The sequence below is a fragment of the Jeotgalibaca sp. A127 genome, assembly GCF_052266745.1.
Classification (GTDB): domain Bacteria; phylum Bacillota; class Bacilli; order Lactobacillales; family Aerococcaceae; genus Jeotgalibaca.
In genome coordinates this window covers 1-744 of sequence record NZ_JBQPRC010000029.1, presented here as the reverse complement: position 1 = coordinate 744, position 744 = coordinate 1, and the positions used below count along the sequence as shown (strand labels likewise).

Here is a 744-nt window from a genome sequence, read left to right as displayed (position 1 = left end):
CCACTTAACCTCGCATGGGATCGTAACTCGCCGGTCCATTCTACAAAAGGTACGCCATCACCCCTTAACGGGCTCTGACTACTTGTAAGCACACGGTTTCAGGTACTATTTCACTCCCCTTCCGGGGTGCTTTTCACCTTTCCCTCACGGTACTGGTTCACTATCGGTCACTAGGGAGTATTTAGCCTTGGGAGATGGTCCTCCCGGATTCCGACGGAATTTCTCGTGTTCCGCCGTACTCAGGATACTGGTAGGGCCGCTTTGGATTTCGCATACGGGGCTGTTACCCTTTATCGCGCAACTTTCCAGTTGGCTTCTGCTATCCATCGTGGTCCCATGTCCCAGTCCTACAACCCCAAAGAGCAAGCTCTCTGGTTTGGGCTTTTCCCGTTTCGCTCGCCGCTACTCAGGGAATCGATTTTTCTTTCTCTTCCTGCAGGTAATGAGATGTTTCAGTTCCCTGCGTCTACCTCGCTGCACCTATGTATTCAGTGCAGCGTAATACCCTATCAAAGGTATTGGGTTGCCCCATTCGGAAATCTCCGGATCACAGCTTACTTACAGCTCCCCGGAGCATATCGGTGTTAGTCCCGTCCTTCATCGGCTCCTAGTGCCAAGGCATCCACCGTGCGCCCTTATTCACTTAACCTGTGGTCAAGCTGCGGCCATTGCTGGCCGACGCGGTAAAATGTTTTGGTCTTTCTTTGTTACTTTCATGTTATGGTATTCAGTTTTCAAGGAACA

General features: G+C 51.1%; 1 rRNA gene. It reads right to left on the bottom strand.

Going from position 1 to position 744, the window contains the following annotated elements:
• Nucleotides 1–649 (bottom strand): 23S ribosomal RNA (locus ACTVAI_RS11820); the annotation flags it as partial.
• Between the last annotated feature and the right edge of the window lie 95 nt (nt 650–744).